A 19,738-nucleotide genomic window follows, 5' to 3' on the forward strand; every position below is an offset into this window, starting at 1 on the left:
CCACGCAGTTTGGTCGCTTCGCGCCCGCCTTCGGCTCGGCCTGACCTGAATCTCAACGCACCCTGAGGTGTTTTGCACTTTAGAATCTTTGGACTTGGGAATTTTCTTGATGAGCGACTTGATAGCCGAAAACGCCATGCGGCTGTGGACACCGGATGGGTTCCGCGAGGACGAGTGGGTTCATGCCGAAAGCGCCGAGGCGCTGGTCGGCAATGGCCGTTTCATCCTGCCCTTGCAGGCGTTTCTGGGCCTCGATCCGGAGGTGCGGCGGTCGGCGAAGGAGCGCATCGGTGTGCTGCTGCAGCCCGGCGATCAGCTCGAGAAGATCGCAGGCCTGCTCGATCAGCTGTCGCTGGTGGCGCTGGCGTTTCCGGCGTTCAATGACGGCCGCTCGTTCTCCAAGGGCGAATTGCTGCGCAGCCGTTATCATTTTGCAGGCGCTATGCGCGCCACCGGGCAGGTGCTGATCGATCAGTTGCCGCATATGCTGCGCGTCGGCTTCGATGAATTCGAGGTATCGCACCCGGTGCTGCTGAAGCGGCTCGAGCAAGGCCGCACCGGCGGACTTCCGCTGTTCTATCAGCCGGCGGTGAAGCCGGAGGCCAAAGGCCCGAAATATTCCTGGCGGCGGGTGCGCGCCGGCTGATCCGCTCCAGAGGGCCAGAAGCCCTATCTGGTCGGACCACATTCCCGATTCAGCCTTTTATTTTGCGCCTCTCCGCCTTAGGATGGGCCCATTATTTCGCGATCCGAATAAATGTGGCCACAAGGGAGGAACCGGGTATGGCTGGCAAGAAGATATTGATGCTCGTTGGCGAGTTCAGCGAGGAGTACGAGATTTTCGTCTTTGAACAGGCCATGCATGCGGTGGGCCACACCGTCCATGTCGTTTGCCCCGACAAGAAGGCCGGCGATATCCTGAAGACCTCCCTGCACGACTTCGAGGGCCACCAGACCTATACGGAAAAGCTCGGCCACGACTACATCCTCAACAAGACGTTTTCCGAGGTCAATCCGGCCGACTACGATGCCGTCTACGCGGCGGGCGGGCGCGGGCCGGAATATATCCGCATCGACAAGCGCGTGCAGGCGCTGGTGCGGCATTTCCATGAGACGGGAAAACCGATCTTCACCATCTGCCACGGCGTGCAGATCCTGATCGCGGTCGACGGCGTGGTGCGCGGCAGGGAAGTCGCGGCGCTGCAATATTGCGAGCCGGAAGTCACGCTGGCCGGCGGCATCTATATCGATGTTGCGCCGACCGGCGCCCATGTCGACGGCAATTTGGTGTCGGCGAAGGGCTGGCCGGGCCTTGCCGCCTTCATGCGCGAATGCCTGAAAGTGCTGGGCACCGAGATCCGCCAGGGCGAGACCCTGATGCGCGACCAGCGCCGGGCGGCTTAAGCTCGGAATGTGGAGCCCGCCGCACCCCTAACGCATGTCGCGCAAAAGTGTCAGCGGTTTTGCGATAACGGCATGCATAAACGACAACCTAAAGCGCGTCGCATGAGGCCGGTCGAGCGCAACGCGCTTTAGGTGCGGCGGTATGCTTTACACGGCCATCCGCGCTTCGCGGAACGATACCAGCTTGCTGCGACTCTCGTCCCACAGCGCCAGCTTGACGCAGCGCAGGCTGTCGAGGAGTGTGACGCGGCCGATCTCACGCAGCTCCGGATAGTCCCTCAACACTTCCGGAAGCCGGTAGCATGGCACCTTGGCCGAGAGGTGATGCACGTGGTGGACGCCGATATTGCCGGTGATCCAGTTCAGCACCGGCGGCAGGTCGTAATAGGACGAACCGTGCAGGGCAGCGTGCTGGAATTCCCACTCGGAGTCCTTTGTCCACTCCGTCTCCTCGAACTGATGCTGGACATAAAACAGCCAGATGCCGGCCGATCCGGCGAGGATGACGATCGGCAAATGCACGACCAGGAACGCGCCGGGGCCAACGAACCAGATGAGCAGCGCGGCGATGACCGCGATGGCGAGATTGGTCGACATCGACGACACCCAGGGGGTGAAACCGCCCCGCATCATGCCCAAGGGCAGTCTCTGCTCGAAAATGAAGATCCATATCGGGCCAAGGCCAAACATCACCAGCGGATGGCGATAGAGGCGATAGGCGAGCCGGCCCCGCCATGACAGTTGCCGATATTCAGCGACCGTCAGTGTCTTGATGTCGCCGGTGCCGCGCTCGTCGAGATTGCCGGCGCTGGCGTGATGGGTTGCGTGGGCGCGGCGCCAGCAATCGTAGGGCGTCAGCGTCAACACGCCAAGCACGCGGCCGATCCAGTCGTCGGCATAGCGGTTGGCAAAGAAGGAGCCGTGGCCGCAATCGTGCTGGATCATGAAGATACGCACCAGAAAGCCGGCTGCCGGAAGGATCAGGACCAGACCCCACCAATGGCCATAGGCATAAGCGGCCGAGGACAGTGCCCACAGCGTGGCGAAGGGGATGAGGGTGATGGCGAGTTCGACGGCGCTGCGACGCCTGTCGGGCTTTTTATAGCGCGACAGGATCTTCAACCAGGCGCGCTTGCTGTTTGCCACAGCTTCGGGGGAAATCATGTTCATCATGAAACATAGGCGGAGCGGCGCGCTGCCGCAAGGCGGAGATCACGCAAAGTTACTGCGGGTAAATGTCGCGCGATGGCGAGGAATTGCGGCCGCAATCGCAGGTCGCGTTGCTGGCGACGGTGTCTACCGACGGCGCCCGCCTGCGACCACCTTGGCTTCGACGCCGTCCAGGCGGTCGAGCAATTCCTTCAGACGGTCGGGAATATCGGACTCCGTGCGGAAGGCCGGTAAGGTGCGCAGAAAGCGCTTGGTCGCCTCGGTGCCGAGCTGGCGCCGGATATCGGCGGCGAGCCCGTCGCGTTTTTCGCCATTCCTGCGGGGCATCATCCAAAATCCTGTGTCGGCTTCGAAACTCTTCCAAGGGAGGAATGGTTCCCGCATTGTAGTGTCCCGGCAAGCAAAGCCGTCGGGTACGGTAAAGTTTGAATTAAAATCGAAAGGTCTGCGCCGTCCGCCATCAAGCAGCGACAGCGGCTGCAGTATCGCTTGCCCCTTGATTTTTGGCCGCTAAACCTCGATATCGGGCGCAAATCCACACCATTCGAAAATGACGGGAAACGGCGATGAGCGACCAGGCAAAAGACGAACGCGCGCCCGATGAAGCCGAGAAGACCGAGGCTGCCGCGGAGCCAAGGGAAGGTGGCGTCGACGGCGACTATGAGGCGCTTGTGCGGCTTCTGAAGGAAAACGAAGAGCTGAAGGATCGCGCGCTGCGCGTCGCGGCCGACATGGAGAATTTGCGCCGCCGTACCGCGCGGGACGTCCACGATGCGCGCGCCTATGCGGTTGCCAATTTTGCCCGCGACATGCTTTCGGTGTCGGACAATCTGCGCCGTGCGCTGGATGCCATCCCCGAGGAGGCCAAGGCGTCGGGCGATGCCGGCTTCAAGACGCTGATCGACGGCGTCGAGATCACCGAGCGCGCCATGCTGTCGGCGCTGGAACGCCACGGCGTGAAGAAGCTTGAGCCCGAGGGCGAGAAATTCGATCCGAATTTCCACCAGGCGATGTTCGAGGTGCCCAATCCCGACGTACCGGCCAACACAGTCGTGCAGGTCGTGCAGCCCGGCTATTCGATCGGCGAGCGTGTTCTGCGGCCGGCCATGGTCGGCGTCGCCAAGGGCGGCCCCAAGCATGTGGCGAGCGAAGCGCCGGTGGAGCCGGGGCCGGTCAACGAGCAGGCTGAGAAGGATGCGTAAGTTAGGGGAGTAGGGGAACAGGGCAGTACGGGAGTAGGGAATAGCGCTACGTCGGGCAAAGTAGAGCAATTGCCTACTCGCGCCCTTGCCTTCTCTCCGCCTACTCCCCTATTCAGGCCGCAAACCGCTGCGCTTCTCCGCCATAATAATTGACGTAGCGGGCACCGATCTCCTTGACCGGCATCACCACGAACACGTCGACCGTCGAGAATTCACGGTCGATGACGCAACCGTCGCCGATGCGCGCGCCGACGCGCAGATAGCCCTTGACCAGCGGCGGCATCGCGGCGATCGCCGCCTTGGTATTGACGGCCTCGATCGGCATCAGATCCATCGAACAATAGCGCCCGGCGACGGCACGCACGTCCCATGATGAATTCGTCCGGCAGTGGTGGGCAAGGTAGGTCAGCGCCTCTGCATGTGCCGCCGGCACGGTGCCGTGGAACGACGCGCAGCCGGTCATCACGCCAATGCCGTAATGGTTGATATAGGCCCAGATGCCTTGCCACAGCGCCTCGATGGTGCGCTTCGAGCGGTATTCGGGCAGAACACAGGAGCGGCCGAGCTCGAGGAAGCGCTGGCCAGGATGCCGCGCGATCAGCTTGGTCAGTTCGAATTCGCCTTCGGAATAGAAGCCGCCGGCGGCCGCGGCAATCTCCTGCCGCAGCAGGCGGTAGGTGCCGACGATGCGGCGATGCTCGGGGCCGGAAAGCGAAGTATCGAAGACCAGGAGATGATCGCAGAGGGGATCGAAGCGATCGGCATCGCGGCGGTCCTGCATCTGGAACAGGTCCTTCCTGGCACCAAGCTCGTCGTAGAACACCCGGTAGCGCACTTCCTGCGCGGCAGCGATCTCGGCCTCGTTGCGGGCGAGCCGCACTTCGAGATTGCCGATGCGGCCGAGCGATGCGCCTTTTATGACGGCATCGGCGTTCCGGCCGACGAGCAAAGGCCCGCTGGCGTTCGGCCGAGCATCACATTCCGGCATGACTGTATGCACGAGTGATTCTCCTTCGAGCCATCCCTCTTGGCACGGGGATACGGTGTAGGTGCAACAGGATTGTGACAGTACCGTGATACGGCTCTGCGGGCAATACTTCGTCGGCTGGGCAATCTATCAACCGTCGATGTTGTGCCTCAGGCGGCCGCTTGCCCTTCGACCGCATGAACCAGGGCATCGGGGTCGAGCGGCTTGGTGACGAAGCCGCTGGCACCGTGAGCGAGCACGGCGTGGCGGGTCTTTTCCTGGCTGTCGGCCGACAGCACCATGATCGGCACCGGCGGCACCGCGGTCTCCTCCTCATGGCGGCGGATGGCGGCGATGGCGTCCAGGCCGTCCATGACAGGCATATGCAAGTCCATCAGCACCACGTCGTAACGGTGCTTGTGGCCGGTGCTGATGACCGCCTCGACGGCGGCCTTGCCGTTGCCGACCACTTTCACGCGATGCCCGGCCTTCAGCAGCGTAGCGCGGGCCAGCATGGCGTTGATGTCGTTGTCCTCGGCGATCAGCACCGACAGGCCCTGCTGGCGGGCGCCAATGGCTTGCCCCGCCTGCGCGCCGCGCCTTTGCAGTTGCGGCTCGGCGACGACCGGCGCGTGGCTGGTCAAAAGCACGCGCAGCAATGTCTCGCCGCGCACCGGCCTCGCAAGGAAGGTGGCGTAACCATTGGCACGGAACTCGCCAAGCATGCCACGGTCGGTCGGTGCGATCAGCGTCACTGCCTCGCAATCGGCAAATCCGCTCTGGCGCAGGCGCCTGAGCAGCCTGCCGTCGCTTTGCTCCATGGCAGCATCGATCAGCAGCACGTCGCAGCTCTCGGCGAAAGGGGTGGCCTGGGCGGCGGCGGTGGCCAGATCGACCGTGCCGCCATTGCCGCGAATGGTGCGGGCGAGGGCTTCGGCCTCGACCAGGTTCTTCGACACGATCACCGCATGCCGGCCCGACAGCGCGTCCTGGCGGATCTGCGGCGCCTCGACGGCGGAAATAGCGGGAATCTCGAAGACGAATTCGGACCCCTGGCCAAGCCGGCTCGACACAGAGATAGTGCCGCCCATGGCGGTCACCAGGCGCTTGGAAATGGCGAGACCGAGGCCGGCACCGCCATGCGCACGGGTCGAGGTGCCGTCAGCCTGTTCGAAGTCCTCGAATATGCGCTCCATGTCCTGCTCGCGCAGACCGGGGCCGGTGTCGGTGATGGTGAAGCGGATGCGGTCGGTGGTTTCGGTGCGGACGCGGGCGATGCTTGCCAGGACGCCGCCGCTGTCGGTGAACTTGACGGCGTTGCCGATGAGATTGAGCAGCACCTGCCTGACCCTGCCGGGGTCGGCGGTGATCAGCTGCGGCACGTCGGGTTCGACATGACAGCCGAGGCCGATATCCTTGGCAAAAGCCCGCGCCGCCAAAAGCTCGATGACATTGTCGGCGATCTCGCGCACCGACATCGGCTGCGGTTCGGGATCGAAGCGGCCGGCCTCGATCTTGGAGTAGTCGAGCAGGTCCTCGATCAGCGCCAGCAGCGCGCTGGCCGAGGTCGAGATGGCGCCGACATAGGTCCGCTGCTCGGGCGAAAGGCTGGTGTCGGCGAGAAGCCGGGCCATGCCCATGATGCCGTTCATCGGCGTGCGGATCTCGTGGCTGACGGTGGCGAGGAAGCGCGATTTGGCCTGGCTCGCATATTCGGCCCGCTCGCGGGCGGTGATCAGCGAGGATTCGGCGCGCTTGCGAGCGGTGATGTCGCGGGCGATGGCGCGATGCGAAACGGCGCCGCTGTCCTTGTCGCGCACCGACAGCTCGATCCAAGAGAACCAGCGTGGGCCGTCCGGCGTGCGAATGGCGACGTCGGTGGAACTCAGGCATTCATGGTCGGAAAACGCGGCGTCGGGGACGATGCCGACATCGATGCCTAGTTCGGCCAGGGACTTGCCGGCAAGCTCGCGCTGGTCGGTTTCGACAAGGTCGGCGAAAACCTTGTTGGCGTAGACAATGTGGCCGTCGCGGTCACGATGGACGACGAGATCGCCGAGTGCATCGATCAGCCCGCGAAAGCGCTCCTCGCTCTCCTGCATCTCCCACATGCGGTCGGCCAGCGTCTCGATTTCGGCGCGGCTGCGGGCGGTCGTGGCATCGAGCAGGGCCACCGCGCGGCGCTCGGTGCGCCTGTTGCGCAGATGCATGGCGAGCCCGGCGATGGCTGTCGCCAAAAGGCCGATAGTGATGAAGATCGGCGCCCCGGTCAGATGCGAAAAGCCTGCCAGCACGACAATGGCGACGAGCGTCAGGAAGGGCAGGCCTTCGCGGTTGGAGGCCGGCAGTTCCGGCGCCAGCGGTGGCGCGGCGACAAGCTGCCGTCCTGGCGCCGCGGGGGCCGTCCCGTCGGCCCGTTCGGCTGGTTCCGCCTCTCTGATGCCGGGTTCCGCAATCATACGGAAATCCTGTCAGACAGAGCTTATCGAAGGTTGTGGTTGATCGCTCGAATTTTACCGGTCGCGCTCTTTTTTTTCCCTTGGGGGCTCACATATCCACCACCACGCGGCCGCGGATCTTACCCTCGACGATGTCATGCGCGGCGCCGATGATGCCGTCGAAGCCGATGCTCGTCGAAAGGCTGGCAAGCTTTGCGTGGTCGAGATCGGCGCCGATACGGCGCCAGGCCTCGAGGCGGACCGCCTTCGGCGCCATCACCGAATCGATGCCGAGCAGCGAGACGCCGCGCAGGATGAAGGGGGCGACGCTTGCCGGCAGGTCCATGCCGCCGGCGAGGCCGCAAGCGGCAACGGCGCCGCCATAGGAGGTCATCGATAGAACGTTGGCCAGCGTGTGGCTGCCGACCGCATCGACGCCGCCGGCCCAGCGTTCCTTGGCGAGTGGTTTTGCGGGCTGGGCAAGCTCGTCGCGTGAAATCACTTCCGCGGCGCCGAGGTCGATCAGATAGGGGCTTTCGGCAGCACGGCCGGTCGAGGCGATGACGTGATAGCCGAGGCTGGACAGGATCGAGACCGCGACCGAGCCGACGCCACCGGCAGCGCCGGTCACCACCACCGGGCCGCGATCGGGCACGATGCCGTGGCGCTCCAGCGCGATGACGCAAAGCATGGCGGTGTAGCCGGCGGTGCCGACCGCCATCGCATCATGCGGGCTCATGCCGTCCGGCAACGGCACCAGCCAGTCGCCCTTGACGCGGGCGCGCCCTGCAAAGGCGCCGAAATGCGTCTCGCCGACGCCCCAGCCGTTCAATATGACCTTGTCACCCTTGCGCCAGTCAGGATTGGAAGACGAGATGACGGTGCCGGCGAAATCGATGCCCGGCACCAGCGGCCAGCGGCGGATCACCGGCGCCTTGCCGGTAATTGCAAGACCGTCCTTGTAGTTCACCGTCGTCGCCTCGACCGCGACGGTGACGTCGCCCTCCATCAGGTCTGCCTCGGTAAGCTCGGTCACCGCGACCGACTGGTTTTTCTCGGCGTCACGCGAAACGAGGATGGCTTTGAAGGTTTCGGGCATTTTTCTCCTCGGGCTTGCAGATCAGAATGTGCGGCGCCAGGCGAGTGAGGTCAATCGCTCGACGCTCCGCGCCGCCAGCCAATGAGTTCGTCGAAGACGACCAGCACCGCACCAACCGAAATGAAGGCGTCGGCGAGGTTGAAGATCGCGAAGGACCAGACCGGCGTATGGAACAGGACATAGTCGATGACATGACCGTAGATTGCGCGATCAATCAGGTTGCCGAGCGCGCCGCCGACGATCAGTGCGAAGCCGATGCGGGCAAGCAGGTGGCCGGGCGGCGTGCGGGCCGCAAGATAGAGCACGAAAGCGACCACCAGAACCGCGACGACCACCAGGCCGGTGTCGCCGAAGGACGAAAACAGCGAGAACGCGATGCCGGTGTTGTAGGTGCGGTACAGCGCCAGGAACGGAAGCAGGTCGAGCCGTTCCTGAAAGGCAAGACCGGTTTCGACTAGGTATTTCACCCACTGGTCGAGCGCTATCGCGGCGACGACCAGAAGAGCATACGGCCTCCAGGACTTCATGGTTTGCAGTTTCACGGTTTGAGATGTCACGATCTGGCGTCCTCCGGGCCGAGCTTCAGCGCGCCGCGCCGGATCTCGAACAGCATGACGCCGGTGGCCACTGCAAGGTTGAGCGAATCGGCGCGGCCGGCCTGCGGTATCCGCAGCAGTTTGTCGCAGCTTGCGGCAAGCTCGTCAGGCAGGCCTTGCTGCTCGTTACCCATCATCAAAAGCACCGGGCCCTTTGAAAAATCGACCGAGCGGTAGTCGACCGCACCCTTCAGGTGGGTGCCGGCGACGAGGCCGGGGAAGCTCGTTCGCCAGGCGAGAAAAGCTTCGGGCGACGCCTTGGCGACCGGCACGGCGAAAATCGAGCCCATGGTGGCGCGCACCGTTTCGACCGAAAAGGGATCGGTGGTCTCGCCGACCAAGATGACGCCCCTGGCCCCGACAGCGTCGACCGTGCGGATGACGGTGCCGAGATTGCCGGGGTCGCGGACGCGGTCGAGCGCCACCCAGACGTCGCCGTCACGGGCGCGGATGTCCTTCAACGGCAGGTATTTCTGCGAGAACACGCCGACGACCATTTGCGGATTGTCGCGGCGGGTGATGGCGACCAGCACTTTTTCCGAAACTTCAAGGACGGTGCCGCCGGCGGCGACCGTGCGCGCCGCGACCTTTTCAACCGCCGTATTGCCACGTCCGGCCTTGGCGAAGACCAGTGTCCTGATCGACCAGCCGAGATCGAGCGCGTCGATGACCAGCTTCAGGCCTTCGGCCATGAAGGAATTCTGCTGGTCACGGAATTTCTTCAGCGCGAGCGCCTTGATGTCCTTGACCAGCGGGTTGGCGAGGCTGGTGACTTCCTTCACCTGCCCTGGCGCGCCCGCGTGCCGTTCGTACGCACTCATTCAGGCCACCCAGCGCGAGAACAGCGAGGTCGAAAGCGCCCGACCGGCAGATTTCTCGCGGATGATCAATTCACCCGACTCGACCGTGCCGCCCATGCCGGCGAAGGTGTCGCGCATCAGGGCATGGATGGCGAAAAAAGAGGCGCGGATCGAATAGGCGGTCAGTACCACGGCGAGCGGCTTCGGCGTCAGGATCGTGCGGCAGATATCGGTCAGCGCCGGCAGGTCCTCGAACAGCTGCCAGACCTCGCCTTTCGGTCCGCGGCCATAGGCGGGCGGGTCGAACAGGATGATGTCGTAGCGGCTGCCGCGGCGCTCCTCGCGTTCGGCGAATTTCACGGCATCGTCGACGATCCAGCGGATCGGCTTTTGCGACAAGCCCGCCATTTCCTGGTTTTCGCGCGCCCAGCCGATCGCCTTCTTGGAAGCATCCACGTGGGTGACCTCGGCGCCGGCACGCGCCGCCACCAAGGAGGCAAGGCCGGTGTAACCGAACAGGTTCAACACCTTCACCGGCCGTTTTGCCGCCGCGATCAGTCCGGCCATGTGGTCCCAGTGCGAGGCCTGCTCGGGAAAGACGCCGACATGGCGAAACGAAGTGAAGCGGCCGAGATAATCTATGCCGTCATGCTTCATCGGCCAGGTCTCGCCGAGCGGCGTCTTGGGGAAGCGCCAGCGGCCGATGCCTTCCTCGTCGGTATCGCCGGTGAAAATGGCGTCGGCGCGCTCCCAGTCCCTGGCCGGCAAAGCCTTTTGCCAGATCGCCTGGCCCTCCGGCCGAACGATGCGGTAGGGGCCGTATTGCTCGAGTTTTTCTCCGGCGCCGCTGTCGAGCAACGCGTAGTCCTGATTGGGGCCGACCTCGAGGATCAGCGGCAGATGTTCGGCAGGCAGCGCGCCATCGCGACGGGATAGAGGGCGCGGCGCGGCTTTCGGCTCGGACCGGTCCTGCAGTTTAGGCTCCGAACCGGCGGTCAGGCCGGCGTCGCGCCGCCGCGGCTGCTCCGCCCCGCCCTTCGGGGGCGGGCGGCTGTCGCGGCGTTTGTCGCGAAAAGGTTTCAAGAAGGCGCATCTCCGGACGGCGGCTCGCCGCTTCTGCCACAGCACATTGACCGGCGCAACAAAAGGGCTGCCGACGTGTGCAACCGGATCAGCCGCGCCTGATCGACAGCAGGCCGACTGCGAGCGCTATGAAACCAACGGCCTTGAAGCCGGTGACGACCATATGGCCGGTTTCCCAACTGCTCCGGATACTTTCGAAATTGTCCGGGATCGGTCCAGGCACCCAGGTGGCCAGGACATCGTTTGCCGGTTTGACCAGGGTAAACCACGCCACGAGGGCCATCAGATAAAGCACGGTGGCGGCCAAAATCCACCAGAATGCCGGGCGGTCACTGCGCAGCATCCAGGCGAGAAGCCCCGGACAGGCGATCGCGGCCACGTCCAGCGGTGCGCCGACAATCGCGAAGAATTGGAACTGAGCGTTGAAGACAGTGGTTTCACGCCAGAGCGAAGGCGGCCAACTGGTCAGCCGCGGCACCGATTCCAGCACATGGGCGAAGGATGGTCCGAGGCTGAGCGCAGCGACGATGGCGGTCAAAACCGACCAGAACAACAGGAACCCGCGCATATCCATAGTGGCCAGACAACGGCGTCAGGACGCAGACGTTCCCGTCCGCCACCCATGTCGCTTGCCGCCGAAAGCGCTGGGGCTCTATCGTGATTGAAACCAGGTCATGATTCATGTCCCGTGCTGAACGCCTGCTCGACCTGATCCAGATCCTGCGCCGGCATCGCCGGCCAGTCAGCGGCCGCAGCCTTGCGGGCGAAATGGGTGTGTCGATCCGCACGCTCTATCGCGATATCGCCACGCTGCAGGGGCAGGGCGCGCCGATCGAGGGTGAGGCGGGGTTGGGTTACGTGCTCAGGCCCGGTTTCATGCTGCCGCCCTTGATGTTCACCGATGAGGAGATCGAGGCGATCGTGCTCGGTTCGCGCTGGGTGGCCAAGCAGCCGGACTGGCGGCTTGCGAACGCCGCCACCGACGCGCTGGCCAAGATCGCGGCGGTGCTGCCGAACGATTTGCGCGAAGAGCTCGACGCCTCGACGCTGCTGGTCGGGTCGCGCACCGAGGTCACCGAAGGCATCGATCTCGGCGTGGTGCGGCAGGCCATCCGCGAGGAGCGTAAGCTGAGCTTTGTCTATCGCGACGCCGGCGGCGCTGCCTCCGAGCGCACCGTCTGGCCGTTCGCACTCGGCTTCTTCGACAAGGTGCGCGTCGTCGCGGCCTGGTGCGAGATGCGCCAGGATTTCAGGCACTTTCGCGCCGACCGGATATCCGGCCTCAATGCCACCGAGATGCGCTATCCGCGCCGCCGTCAGGTGCTGCTCAAAGAATGGCGGGCGACGCTCGACACGCCAAGCTAAGGCTGCTGCTCAGTTGAGACTGCTGCCAGAATCTGGCAGTGGCGTACGGTATGCTCCTCCAGTCGAAACGATCTGGAGAGCAATTCATGACACCGCCCAATTTCGTCATCCTCTATGTCGACAAGCCTGAGCAAAGCGGCGCCTTCTATAGCGCGCTGCTTGGGCGGCAGCCGGTCGAGACCTCGCCGACCTTCGTGCTGTTCGTGCTCGACAACGGCTTCAAGCTCGGCCTCTGGTCGCGTCACACCGTGGAACCGGCCGCCGCGGCAGCAGGCGGTGGCGCCGAGATCGTCTTTGCGCTGGACACGCCGGAGGCGGTCGATGCCACCTACACCGATTGGGCCGGACGGGGTCTGAAAATCCTGCAGAGCCCGACCGACATGGATTTCGGCCGGACCTTCGTCGCGCTCGATCCCGACAATCATCGGCTGCGGGTTTATTGGCAAAGGGAGTAAGGCAGTAGGGCAGTAGGGGAGTACGTGACAGGAAATATAGCTGGCGCGGCGCCGCACGATCAGTGCGGTTTCCTACTGCCCTACTGCCCTACTGCCCTACTGCCCTACGCTTGCGCGATACACGCCAATGCCGGCGGCGAGGTCCTCGAGGGCTGCGCCGACCGACTTGAACAGCGTGATCTCGTCGTCGTTCTGCCGGCCTTTTTTCTGACCGCGCGTGAGTTCATAAAGGTCGGCGACGATGGCTTCCGGCTTCAACACGCCGGAGGCCAGCGGCTGGACGATGTCACCGGCTTCCTTGGTGGCGCCGGCGCGGGTATCGACATAGACGCGGGCGCGTACGATCGCGTGGTCGTCGCTTTCGCGCATCGCCGGCGTGAAGCCGCCGACCAGATCGACATGGGTTCCGGGCTTCAACAGTGCCCCCTTGATCAGTGGCATGGTGGTGATGGTCGCCGACGATACGATATCGGCCTTTCCGAGTTCGGCGTCGAGATCGCCTGCTGCTTCGGCCGAAAAACCCTCGGCACGCAATTTTGCCGCGACCTTTTCGGCATTCGCCGACGTGCGGTTCCAGATGCGGATGTTCTTGATCGGACGCACCGCCGAATGCGCCTTTGCAAGGAATGGCGACAGCGCGCCGGCGCCGACCACCAGCAGCCGCGATGCGTCCTCGCGGGCCAGATAGGAGGCGGCCAGCGCCGAGGCACAGGCAGTGCGCCACTGCGTCAGCCGCTGGCCATCGATCAATGCCTGCGGTTCGCCGGTGGTGCCGTCGAGCAAGAGGTAAAGCCCCATCACCGCGGGCTTGCCGACGGCATTGTTGTCGGGCGACACGGTGACGATCTTGACGCCGATATGGCCATCGGCCGAGGTGCCGGCGGCGTTGAAGTCGGTCCAGGCCGGCATCAAAAGCAGGGTCGAGGCGGCGCCATCGGGCCGCTCGACCGTGTGATGGTGCCTGACCGGCTGCACGGCGCCATCGCGAAAGGCGGCGCGCAACGTCTCGACCAGCCCGGAAAAGGTCAGCGCGCGGTCGACCTCGGCGGCGGAAATGGTCAGCATGAAAGGCTCCGTGGAGAACTAGGCCGGTTGTGCTTCAGGCCCGAGCCGCGGCTCAGTTCGTCGGCTTCGGCAAGGCTGGGCTCTGCGACGCGGCAGGCGCGCGGCTGACCGCCTGGCGCAGATTCTCGGCCTCGGCGCCGCGCTGGCGCGCCAGCTTGCGATAGCGCCCCTGCTTGATCCAGGTCGCCAGGCTGCCGACGATCATGCCGATGGCAAGGGCAAGGAACAGGAATATGAACAGCGGCAAGGTCAGTGTCAGCGCCGGGTTGCCCGGATTGAACGGGTCGAGCGTGAAGGCGACCGGTTCGCGGTTGGCAACGGCCAGCGCGATCAGGATGATGGCCAGCGGCACGAAGACCACGATGAGGATTAAGCGATTGAACATGTTTTTCCGTAGGGACTGCTATCGGAGCGGGACGGCGGGCGCGGCGCCTACTTGCCTCCGTTCAGCCTTTCACGCAATTCCTTGCCGGTCTTGAAGAACGGTACCCATTTCTCCTCGACCTCTACGGATTCGCCGGTGCGCGGGTTGCGGCCGGTGCGGGCAGGGCGATTTTTCACCGAAAACGCGCCGAAGCCGCGCAACTCGACCCGGTTGCCCTCGGCAAGCGCGTCGGTGATTTCATCGAAGATGGCGCTGACAATGTTTTCGACGTCGCGCAGGAAAAGATGCGGATTACGCGTGGCGATGATCTGCACAAGTTCGGATTTGATCATGAAAAGGCTCCCCGTAAAAGCAGTGCCGCCGAAATTATCAGAATGATTTTATTTGGTTTTTCACTCGTCCCAAGCGGTTCCTCAAGGGTGCCAGACGGAAACGAGACCGTCAAGAAACAAGCGGTCCGCTCCAATTTCGTGAAGGACGTCGCCGTCATGGCCGGCCAGGCCAAGCGCAGCACCGACGGTCTGCGCCATCGCTTTGGAGAACAGGAAACCGCCGCGTTTTTCCGTGTCCTTCCATTCCACCACCTTGAGCTTGGCATCGACGCCCTTGCCTGCAAGCCAGTCGATCGCTTCGGCCTCGCCGCCGACCGCGTCGATCAATCTGTTGGTGACCGCCTGCCGGCCGGTGAAGATCGACCCGTCTGCGAGCGCCAGCACCTCCGGCTTGGTCATGTTGCGGCGCTCGGCGACGATGCCGACGAACCAGTCGTAGCTGTCGAGGATGAGCTTGCGGACCATGGCGCGCTCATCGTCATTGGTCGGCTTGAAGGGAGAAGGCGAGGCCTTCAAGGGCGAGGATTTCACCTCCTCCAGCTTGACGCCGAGCTTGTCCATGAGGCCGCTGACGTCCGGGTACTGAATCAGCACGCCGATCGAGCCGACGATCGAGGATTTGCGTGCGACAATATGGTCGGCCGCGGTGGCGATCATATAGCCCGCCGAAGCCGCGAGCGTGCCGACCTCGGCCACCACCGGCTTTTCGGCGGCAAGCTTGCGCACTGCCTCATAGATCGATTCGCCACCGACGGTGGTGCCGCCGGGTGAATCGATCGACAGGATCACAGCCTTGACGCGCGGCGACTGACGGATTGCCTCCAGCCGCTTGATCAGTTCTTCGTCTTCGGTGATGGTACCTTCGATCTTGACCTTGGCGATGTGGTCGACAGCCGCGCCGGTGAAGTCGTCACCATAGATCCATGCCGAGAAGGCGATCAGTCCGGCTGCCGCGACGATAATCGCCGCAACACGCCAGAATGTCAGCTTGCGGCGCAAGCGGCGGCGGTCGATCAGGTCGTCGGCTCTCAATACCATGGTCAGCCTCGTAGTCGGTGGGAGCAGATGCTTTTAAAGCAACCATTCGCGCCCGGCTACCGTTTCCTGACGGCCTTGCGCCAAAGGCCGTTAGGCATTCGCGGCAAGCCTCAACCTGTCTCGTTCCACAGGCCCTAACACTGTGCGCCCATATCTGGTATGAGGTACAGGCTGCGCTGGGGCCATTTTCATTGTACAGGGGCGGCTGTCACATTTTTGCGGTTTTCCTCGGCTTGTGCTTGCTTGAGGGCGCCGGCACCCCACCTATAGGGCGGCCTGGCGGGCAGGGGTTTAGAAGAAGCAGTCATGTTAGCGGGACCAATCGAACCGACCAACACCGAGACGGAGTTGGCTCCCAAGGCCGCAGGCCGGGCGCGGGTCGACGCGTTTGACGTTGCGCAGCGTCATTCGCGCCGGGTCCGTGTCCTCAAGCTGGCCGTGCCGCTGGTCGCTGCCGTGATTGCGGTCGCGTTTCCCGTCTATTCCTATCTCATGGCTCCCGCCGCAATCGAGGTGCAGGCCGACGGCGGCGCCTTTGCCGATGGCAAGCTGGTGATGGCGAACCCCAAGCTCAACGGCTTCACCAAACAGAACCTGCCCTATTCGATGACAGCCCTGCGCGCCATACAGGATGTCAGCAAACAAGGCATCATCGATCTGGAGGGCATCAAGGCCAAGCTGCCGATTGCGGCCGACAACACGGCCGCCATCGATGCCACGCACGGCACCTATGATCGCGACGGCAACACGCTCAGCCTGACCAGCGATGTGACCGTGTCGACCACGGATGGTGTGGTGGCAAAATTCAAATCAGTCTATCTCGACATGGGCGAAGGCACTATGAAGACAAGCGAGCCCGTCGATGTCAGCCGCGGCGGGTCGCGGATCAGGGCGGATTCGATGTCGGTCCAGGACAATGGCAAGGTCCTGGTTTTCGAGAACAAGGTGCGCGTCGACATCGATCCCGCCAGTTTGAAGGCGGCAGAGGCAAAGAGCGGAGAGACCAATGCGGTTCAGTAGTTCGGCACGGCGCCTCGCCGCGATTTCGGCGTTGACGCTCGGGTTGCCCTTGGGGCTGACCTTCGGGACGGCGCCGTCGCTGGCGCAATCCAGTGCCACCAGCCAAATGTCCGGCCTCAGGCTGTCGGGCGACAAGCCTATCCAGATCGAAAGCGACAAGCTCGAGGTGCGCCAGGCGGAAAGCGTCGCCGTCTTCACCGGCAACGTCAACGTCGTCCAGGGTCCAACCGTGCTCAAGGCCGGCAAAATGACGGTCTATTACGTCAGGGATGCAGGCGCCGCTAAAGGCGCCCAGCCCGCGGGTGCCGCGGCAATGACCGGATCCGCCAACATCGACCATCTCGAGGTCGACGATAAGGTCTACATCAAATCGGACAATCAGGTTGCCACCGGCGACCGCGGCACCTTCGACATGAAGACCGAAGTGCTGGTGCTTTCGGGCAGCAAGGTCGTGCTCTCGCAAGGCGATAACGTGCTTGTCGGCTGCAAGCTTACCGTGCAGATGAAGAGCGGCCTTGCCCAGGTCGACGCTTGCGGCGGCCGCGTCATGATGTCGATCACGCCGCCGGCGAAGTCTGGAGCAGCGAAACCCTGATGACCGGCATATCGTCGCTGCTGGCGCGTCTTCCAGGGCGCGCCGCCAGCAAACTTGCGGCACCGGCCAGGGTCACCGTCGAAGCGGCAAAGTTCAAGGGAACCTTGATCGCCAAGGGGCTGACCAAAAGCTACAAGGGCCGCAAAGTCGTCAGCGGCGTGACGCTGGGCGTGCGCGCCGGCGAGGCGGTTGGGCTGCTCGGCCCCAACGGCGCCGGCAAGACGACCTGTTTCTACATGGTAACCGGCCTGGTGCCGGTCGATGAAGGCACGATCGAAATCGACGGTTTCGACGTCACGTCGATGCCGATGTATCGCCGCGCCCGTCTCGGCATCGGCTATCTGCCGCAGGAAGCGTCGATTTTTCGCGGCCTGAATGTCGAGCAAAACATCCGGGCCGTGCTCGAGGTCGTCGAAAAGAGCCGCAAGGAGCGTGAGCGCCTGCTCGACGAATTGCTCGAGGAATTTCACATCAGCCATCTGCGCAAGGCTCCGTCGCTGTCGCTCTCCGGCGGTGAGCGGCGACGCCTCGAAATTGCCCGCGCCTTGGCAACCCGCCCCGCCTATATGCTGCTCGACGAACCTTTCGCCGGCATCGATCCGATCGCCGTCGCCGACATCCAGCAACTCGTGCGCCACTTGACGGCACGTGGCATCGGCGTTCTGATCACCGACCACAATGTCCGCGAGACACTTGGCCTGATCGACCGCGCCTACATCATCCATGCCGGCCAGGTGCTGACCCATGGTCGAGCCGACGAAGTGGTCGCAAATGCCGATGTGCGGCGGCTTTATCTCGGCGAGGGATTTACGCTCTAAGTGCGAAATTCCGGCTCGAGCGGGATTTCCAGCGTAGTCCAGCAGCTTTTTCTTCAATTTTCTGCCTGAAAACGTGCCGGCAGGCGAGTTTTACCGCTCCTCGCCTTGACAAGCAAAAGCCGGGCCAGTTTCTATGCTGGCCTGGAAAATTCCTTCCAGCAGTGCGGGTGCGTAGACGGAGCGTTTGAAACCGAACCATGGCGTTGGCGGCAAAACTACAGCTACGACAGTCGCAGTCGCTGGTGATGACGCCGCAGCTGATGCAGTCGATCCGCCTGCTGCAGTTCACCCATCTTGAGCTGGAACGCTTCATCGACGACGAGATCGAACGCAATCCCCTGCTGGAACGCGCCGAACCGCAAGAGGACGCCGCCAGCGACCAGGCGCAGAAGGGCGACGCTGCATCGGAACCGGCTGCCGACGGCGACTGGTTCGAGGCGGAAACGGCGTGGAGCGCCGAGGCGATCTCGGAAAAGCTCGATACATCGCTGGAAAACCTGTTTCCCGATGATCCTGGTACGAGCGAGCGGCTCGGGCCCGACCTGACGGCACAATGGAAATCGGCGTCCGGCAACGGTTCCACCTCTTCCTCCGACGGCTTCGACGTCGCGGATATGGCGGCGGCGGCCATCACGCTGCGCGACCATGTCGGCGAGCAGGTGGCGCTCGCCTTTGCCGATCCGGCGGCGCGCCTGATCGCCGGCGAGCTTGCCGACGGCCTCGACGAGGCCGGCTACATGCGTGCCGACATGGCCGAGATCGCCGCCCGCCTCGGCACGGACGCCACGGCGGTGGCAAGGGTCCTGGCGGTCTGCCAGACATTCGAGCCCGCCGGCATATTCGCCCGCGACCTCGCCGAATGCCTGTTGCTGCAGCTGGCCGTGCGCGACCGGCTCGATCCGGCGATGAAGGCGCTGATCGCCAATCTCGAACTCCTGGCACGGCGCGATTTCCAGACGCTGAAGCGGATTTGCGGCGTCGACGAGGAGGATCTGCTCGACATGCTGGCCGAGATCCGGGCGCTCGACCCGCGGCCGGGAATGGCGTTTTCGCGCGGTGCCAGCGATGCGATCGTGGCCGACGTCGAGGTGCGCGCAGCCAATGACGGCAGCTGGACGGTCGAGCTCAATGCCGAGACGCTGCCGCGCGTGCTGGTCGATCACATCTATTTCGCCCAGGTCACGCCACATGCGAAAAACCAGGCGGAAAAGGATTTCCTCGCCGAATGCCTGCAGAACGCCAACTGGCTCACGCGCAGCCTCGACCAGCGGGCGAAGACCATTCTCAAGGTGGCCTCCGAGATCGTGCGCCAGCAGGACGCTTTTCTCGTCCACGGCGTGCGGCACCTGAAGCCGCTCAACCTGCGCACGGTGGCGGACGCCATCGGCATGCACGAATCAACGGTCAGCCGGGTCACGGCAAACAAATACATGCTGACGCCGCGCGGTGTGTTCGAGCTGCGCTATTTCTTCACCGCCTCGATCGCTTCGTCAGGTGGCGGCGATGCGCATTCGTCGGAAGCGGTGCGCGACCGCATAAAGCAGCTGATCGACGAGGAGAAAGCCATCGATGTGCTTTCCGACGATGCCATCGTGGACATGCTGCGGGAAAGCGGCGTCGACATCGCCAGGCGCACGGTGGCCAAATACCGGGAAGGCATGAACATACCCTCTTCGGTGCAGCGGCGGCGTGAAAAACGCGCTTTGGCCAGCGCCGGCCGTTGATCTCCGGCGGAATTTCCACAGCTTTCGCCCTTCATTGACAAGCGGCGACGAAGTGGCTAGAAGCCCGCCCGCATGGGACGGGCTGGCGAGTGGATTTGAGTTCGCCGATGCCCGCAGGAGAGATGGTCCGTCACGATGTAGGCCACGGGACGGCCAAGAAGGCGGCTTGTGATCAACCGGAA

General features: G+C 63.7%; 22 protein-coding genes. 9 read left to right on the top strand and 13 right to left on the bottom strand.

Annotation, left to right across the window (positions count from 1 at the left end):
• Window positions 1-109: 109 nt before the first annotated feature.
• On the top strand, window positions 110-646 hold the full coding sequence (locus NKH60_RS22785) for a DUF934 domain-containing protein (RefSeq protein ID WP_352539420.1): 537 nt from the start codon (window positions 110-112) through the stop codon (window positions 644-646).
• 137 nt (window positions 647-783) lie between these two features.
• Entirely contained in the window at window positions 784-1,404 is a 621-nt protein-coding gene (locus tag NKH60_RS22790) for a DJ-1/PfpI family protein (protein ID WP_352502643.1), read from the top strand.
• 147 nt (window positions 1,405-1,551) lie between these two features.
• Here the strand turns inward: NKH60_RS22790 and NKH60_RS22795 are convergent, their stop codons facing one another.
• Window positions 1,552-2,574: a fatty acid desaturase gene (locus NKH60_RS22795; RefSeq protein ID WP_352469420.1), complete on the bottom strand. Its 1,023-nt coding sequence runs from the start codon at window positions 2,572-2,574 to the stop codon at window positions 1,552-1,554.
• A gap of 126 nt (window positions 2,575-2,700) precedes the next feature.
• Window positions 2,701-2,904, bottom strand: a complete 204-nt coding sequence (locus NKH60_RS22800; RefSeq protein ID WP_023675249.1) for a hypothetical protein — start codon at window positions 2,902-2,904, stop codon at window positions 2,701-2,703.
• 236 nt (window positions 2,905-3,140) lie between these two features.
• Between NKH60_RS22800 and grpE the strand changes: the two genes are divergently transcribed.
• The gene (grpE, locus tag NKH60_RS22805) at window positions 3,141-3,776 is read left to right on the top strand and encodes a nucleotide exchange factor GrpE (RefSeq protein WP_352502644.1); all 636 of its coding nucleotides are present in this window, start codon (window positions 3,141-3,143) and stop codon (window positions 3,774-3,776) included.
• Window positions 3,777-3,888: 112 nt separating this feature from the next.
• Here the strand turns inward: grpE and olsB are convergent, their stop codons facing one another.
• The 7 genes from olsB to NKH60_RS22840 form a co-directional block, all read right to left on the bottom strand.
• On the bottom strand, window positions 3,889-4,764 hold the full coding sequence (gene olsB / locus NKH60_RS22810; protein ID WP_023675251.1) for a l-ornithine N(alpha)-acyltransferase: 876 nt from the start codon (window positions 4,762-4,764) through the stop codon (window positions 3,889-3,891).
• A 149-nt stretch (window positions 4,765-4,913) separates the two neighbouring features.
• On the bottom strand, window positions 4,914-7,202 hold the full coding sequence (locus NKH60_RS22815) for a PAS domain-containing hybrid sensor histidine kinase/response regulator (protein WP_352834510.1): 2,289 nt from the start codon (window positions 7,200-7,202) through the stop codon (window positions 4,914-4,916).
• A gap of 88 nt (window positions 7,203-7,290) precedes the next feature.
• Window positions 7,291-8,280, bottom strand: coding sequence for an acrylyl-CoA reductase (NADPH) (gene acuI / locus NKH60_RS22820; protein WP_352834513.1), 990 nt, complete (start codon window positions 8,278-8,280; stop codon window positions 7,291-7,293).
• 50 nt (window positions 8,281-8,330) lie between these two features.
• On the bottom strand, window positions 8,331-8,807 hold the full coding sequence (gene lspA, locus NKH60_RS22825) for a signal peptidase II (RefSeq protein WP_352454178.1): 477 nt from the start codon (window positions 8,805-8,807) through the stop codon (window positions 8,331-8,333).
• Window positions 8,808-8,833: 26 nt separating this feature from the next.
• Window positions 8,834-9,697, bottom strand: coding sequence for a TrmH family RNA methyltransferase (locus tag NKH60_RS22830; protein WP_352684494.1), 864 nt, complete (start codon window positions 9,695-9,697; stop codon window positions 8,834-8,836).
• Window positions 9,698-10,759, bottom strand: a complete 1,062-nt coding sequence (locus NKH60_RS22835) for an RsmD family RNA methyltransferase (RefSeq protein ID WP_352539415.1) — start codon at window positions 10,757-10,759, stop codon at window positions 9,698-9,700.
• Between the two features lie 88 nt (window positions 10,760-10,847).
• Entirely contained in the window at window positions 10,848-11,333 is a 486-nt protein-coding gene (locus NKH60_RS22840) for a DUF1772 domain-containing protein (protein ID WP_352539414.1), read from the bottom strand.
• A 107-nt stretch (window positions 11,334-11,440) separates the two neighbouring features.
• Here NKH60_RS22840 and NKH60_RS22845 point away from each other — a divergent pair, with 107 nt between their 5' ends.
• Together NKH60_RS22845 and NKH60_RS22850 are read left to right on the top strand one after the other, a co-directional pair.
• Window positions 11,441-12,124 carry a helix-turn-helix transcriptional regulator gene (locus NKH60_RS22845; RefSeq protein WP_352684488.1) on the top strand — a complete coding sequence of 228 codons (684 nt, stop codon included), beginning with the start codon at window positions 11,441-11,443 and terminating at the stop codon, window positions 12,122-12,124.
• Window positions 12,125-12,210: 86 nt separating this feature from the next.
• Complete coding sequence (locus NKH60_RS22850) at window positions 12,211-12,579, top strand: VOC family protein (RefSeq protein WP_352469426.1); 369 nt, start codon at window positions 12,211-12,213, stop codon at window positions 12,577-12,579.
• A 96-nt stretch (window positions 12,580-12,675) separates the two neighbouring features.
• Here the strand turns inward: NKH60_RS22850 and lhpI are convergent, their stop codons facing one another.
• The 4 genes from lhpI to sppA all read right to left on the bottom strand — a co-directional run bounded on the left by lhpI (window position 12,676) and on the right by sppA (window position 15,399).
• The gene (lhpI, locus tag NKH60_RS22855; RefSeq protein ID WP_352834519.1) at window positions 12,676-13,644 is read right to left on the bottom strand and encodes a bifunctional Delta(1)-pyrroline-2-carboxylate/Delta(1)-piperideine-2-carboxylate reductase; all 969 of its coding nucleotides are present in this window, start codon (window positions 13,642-13,644) and stop codon (window positions 12,676-12,678) included.
• A 52-nt stretch (window positions 13,645-13,696) separates the two neighbouring features.
• Window positions 13,697-14,029, bottom strand: a complete 333-nt coding sequence (locus tag NKH60_RS22860) for a LapA family protein (protein ID WP_352834522.1) — start codon at window positions 14,027-14,029, stop codon at window positions 13,697-13,699.
• Window positions 14,030-14,076: 47 nt separating this feature from the next.
• Window positions 14,077-14,361, bottom strand: coding sequence for an integration host factor subunit beta (locus NKH60_RS22865; protein WP_023675261.1), 285 nt, complete (start codon window positions 14,359-14,361; stop codon window positions 14,077-14,079).
• An 81-nt stretch (window positions 14,362-14,442) separates the two neighbouring features.
• The gene (gene sppA / locus NKH60_RS22870) at window positions 14,443-15,399 is read right to left on the bottom strand and encodes a signal peptide peptidase SppA (protein WP_352502648.1); all 957 of its coding nucleotides are present in this window, start codon (window positions 15,397-15,399) and stop codon (window positions 14,443-14,445) included.
• A 306-nt stretch (window positions 15,400-15,705) separates the two neighbouring features.
• On the opposite strand from sppA, the gene lptC reads away from it, so the two are divergent.
• The 4 genes from lptC (at window position 15,706) to rpoN (ending at window position 19,556) form a co-directional block, all read left to right on the top strand.
• Window positions 15,706-16,419, top strand: coding sequence for an LPS export ABC transporter periplasmic protein LptC (gene lptC, locus NKH60_RS22875; protein ID WP_352469430.1), 714 nt, complete (start codon window positions 15,706-15,708; stop codon window positions 16,417-16,419).
• Window positions 16,406-17,014, top strand: coding sequence for an LptA/OstA family protein (locus NKH60_RS22880; protein WP_292664963.1), 609 nt, complete (start codon window positions 16,406-16,408; stop codon window positions 17,012-17,014). The genes lptC and NKH60_RS22880 overlap by 14 nt, the downstream gene beginning before the upstream one ends.
• A complete protein-coding gene (lptB, locus tag NKH60_RS22885; protein WP_292664962.1) occupies window positions 17,014-17,832 on the top strand; it encodes an LPS export ABC transporter ATP-binding protein in 819 nt (272 codons plus the stop codon). The genes NKH60_RS22880 and lptB overlap by 1 nt, the downstream gene beginning before the upstream one ends.
• A gap of 197 nt (window positions 17,833-18,029) precedes the next feature.
• On the top strand, window positions 18,030-19,556 hold the full coding sequence (rpoN, locus tag NKH60_RS22890) for an RNA polymerase factor sigma-54 (protein ID WP_352834526.1): 1,527 nt from the start codon (window positions 18,030-18,032) through the stop codon (window positions 19,554-19,556).
• The last annotated feature ends 182 nt before the right edge of the window (window positions 19,557-19,738 follow it).

The sequence above is a fragment of the Mesorhizobium sp. M1006 genome (genome assembly GCF_040318825.1).
GTDB lineage: Bacteria > Pseudomonadota > Alphaproteobacteria > Rhizobiales > Rhizobiaceae > Mesorhizobium.

Excerpts from the sequence above, each read along its gene's own strand:
- lptB (WP_292664962.1), top strand. The coding sequence starts at position 17,014 with ATGACCGGCATATCGTCGCTGCTGGCGCGTCTTCCAGGGCGCGCCGCC.
- NKH60_RS22790 (WP_352502643.1), top strand. The coding sequence starts at position 784 with ATGGCTGGCAAGAAGATATTGATGCTCGTTGGCGAGTTCAGCGAGGAG.
- NKH60_RS22815 (WP_352834510.1), bottom strand. The coding sequence starts at position 7,202 with ATGATTGCGGAACCCGGCATCAGAGAGGCGGAACCAGCCGAACGGGCC.
- NKH60_RS22880 (WP_292664963.1), top strand. The coding sequence starts at position 16,406 with ATGCGGTTCAGTAGTTCGGCACGGCGCCTCGCCGCGATTTCGGCGTTG.
- sppA (WP_352502648.1), bottom strand. The coding sequence starts at position 15,399 with ATGGTATTGAGAGCCGACGACCTGATCGACCGCCGCCGCTTGCGCCGC.
- lhpI (WP_352834519.1), bottom strand. The coding sequence starts at position 13,644 with ATGCTGACCATTTCCGCCGCCGAGGTCGACCGCGCGCTGACCTTTTCC.
- lptC (WP_352469430.1), top strand. The coding sequence starts at position 15,706 with ATGTTAGCGGGACCAATCGAACCGACCAACACCGAGACGGAGTTGGCT.
- rpoN (WP_352834526.1), top strand. The coding sequence starts at position 18,030 with ATGGCGTTGGCGGCAAAACTACAGCTACGACAGTCGCAGTCGCTGGTG.
- NKH60_RS22865 (WP_023675261.1), bottom strand. The coding sequence starts at position 14,361 with ATGATCAAATCCGAACTTGTGCAGATCATCGCCACGCGTAATCCGCAT.
- NKH60_RS22860 (WP_352834522.1), bottom strand. The coding sequence starts at position 14,029 with ATGTTCAATCGCTTAATCCTCATCGTGGTCTTCGTGCCGCTGGCCATC.
- NKH60_RS22850 (WP_352469426.1), top strand. The coding sequence starts at position 12,211 with ATGACACCGCCCAATTTCGTCATCCTCTATGTCGACAAGCCTGAGCAA.
- NKH60_RS22800 (WP_023675249.1), bottom strand. The coding sequence starts at position 2,904 with ATGATGCCCCGCAGGAATGGCGAAAAACGCGACGGGCTCGCCGCCGAT.
- lspA (WP_352454178.1), bottom strand. The coding sequence starts at position 8,807 with ATGAAGTCCTGGAGGCCGTATGCTCTTCTGGTCGTCGCCGCGATAGCG.
- olsB (WP_023675251.1), bottom strand. The coding sequence starts at position 4,764 with ATGCCGGAATGTGATGCTCGGCCGAACGCCAGCGGGCCTTTGCTCGTC.
- NKH60_RS22840 (WP_352539414.1), bottom strand. The coding sequence starts at position 11,333 with ATGGATATGCGCGGGTTCCTGTTGTTCTGGTCGGTTTTGACCGCCATC.
- NKH60_RS22845 (WP_352684488.1), top strand. The coding sequence starts at position 11,441 with ATGTCCCGTGCTGAACGCCTGCTCGACCTGATCCAGATCCTGCGCCGG.
- acuI (WP_352834513.1), bottom strand. The coding sequence starts at position 8,280 with ATGCCCGAAACCTTCAAAGCCATCCTCGTTTCGCGTGACGCCGAGAAA.
- grpE (WP_352502644.1), top strand. The coding sequence starts at position 3,141 with ATGAGCGACCAGGCAAAAGACGAACGCGCGCCCGATGAAGCCGAGAAG.
- NKH60_RS22830 (WP_352684494.1), bottom strand. The coding sequence starts at position 9,697 with ATGAGTGCGTACGAACGGCACGCGGGCGCGCCAGGGCAGGTGAAGGAA.
- NKH60_RS22785 (WP_352539420.1), top strand. The coding sequence starts at position 110 with ATGAGCGACTTGATAGCCGAAAACGCCATGCGGCTGTGGACACCGGAT.
- NKH60_RS22795 (WP_352469420.1), bottom strand. The coding sequence starts at position 2,574 with ATGAACATGATTTCCCCCGAAGCTGTGGCAAACAGCAAGCGCGCCTGG.